At 62.7% G+C, this 1,144-nt stretch carries 2 protein-coding genes; both read left to right on the top strand.

Features of this window, described 5'->3' with window-relative positions; translation table 11 throughout:
• Positions 1 to 581 (top strand): DnaJ C-terminal domain-containing protein (locus Q0216_RS02125; RefSeq protein ID WP_298592548.1); only part of this gene is annotated, 581 nt, incomplete at its 5' end.
• A 3-nt stretch (positions 582 to 584) separates the two neighbouring features.
• Positions 585 to 1,040: a heat shock protein transcriptional repressor HspR gene (locus tag Q0216_RS02130; RefSeq protein ID WP_298592549.1), complete on the top strand. Its 456-nt coding sequence runs from the start codon at positions 585 to 587 to the stop codon at positions 1,038 to 1,040.
• The last annotated feature ends 104 nt before the right edge of the window (positions 1,041 to 1,144 follow it).

Raw genomic sequence — 1,144 nt, forward strand, 5'->3', positions numbered from 1 at the left:
CCGGGTTCGGGGGTGCTCAAGGTTTCGGCGGCGGGCGCCAGCATACCCCGCAGGACAACAACCTTTCCACCAGCACGCGCATTACCCTGCCGCAGTCGTACACGGGCACCAAGGCGACCGTGTTCCTGCCGGACGGCACGAGTACTGAGGCGCGCATCCCGGCGGGTGTGAAGGACGGGCAGAAGGTGCGTGTGCGTGGCAAGGGCCGCCCCGGCACCGGCGGCGATCTGATGGTGACCGTGCGTGTCTCGGATGACCCGCACTATAGCCGCGAGGGAAACAACCTGGTGCTGCGTGCCCCCGTGACCCTAGAGGAAGCCGTCAACGGCGGTGTGCTGGAAGTGCCCGTACCCGGCGGTAAAACCGTCAAATTGCGGCTGACTCCCGGCAGCGTGGGTCGTAAACTGCGTGCGAAAGGACGCGGGTTCAAAACCAAGTCGGGCACCGGCGACCTGCTGGTGATCCCCGAGGTGCACCTGCCGCAGAACCTGAGCGATGAAGCGAAGGAAGCCTTCGAGAAATTCATTGCTCTGGCGCCGCAGGAGAACCCCCGTGAGGACCTTTTGAAGAAAGTTAGGTAGCTTATGAGTGCCCATAGTAAGCAATCATCGGCGTCTGCCTACAGCGCCGACAGGCCGGTTTTTGTGATTTCGGTAGCGGCGGAGCTGGCGGGTATGCACCCGCAGACGCTCCGCCAATACGACCGCCTGGGGCTGGTGCAGCCTTCGCGTGCGCCGGGCAAGGCCAGGCGCTATTCGCAGCGCGATGTGGATTTACTTCAGCGTATTCAGCAACTCTCGCAGGAAGGCGTTTCGCTTGAGGGAATCCGCCGGATTATTGAGCTTGAAGAGATGGTTGAGGAACACCGGGATCATATTGCCCGCCTGCAGACTCAGCTTGAGGATGCGCACGCCAAGCTGGGCCTGGCGGAACGAGTGTTCGCAGCCAGCACCCGCGGGGATGTGGTGAACATCCAGCGGGGGCAGCGCCCGGCACCGCGCAAACGCTCCTCGGCGGTGGTGCTGTACCGGCAGAAATAGTTTTTACCGTGGGTGGTTCTCAACCAACGACAACGTAACGTGACATGCCAGCTTAGCCATGTGCCTACTTCACTCTCTCACGAGTGGCAGGCGGGCGGCGCGCC

Origin of the sequence: uncultured Rothia sp., from assembly GCF_937976295.1 — a bacterium.
Classification (GTDB): Bacteria; Actinomycetota; Actinomycetes; order Actinomycetales; family Micrococcaceae; genus Rothia.

What these genes read in the sequence shown, in the direction of transcription:
- Q0216_RS02130 (WP_298592549.1), top strand. Translation starts at nt 585, where the DNA reads ATGAGTGCCCATAGTAAGCAATCATCGGCGTCTGCCTACAGCGCCGAC.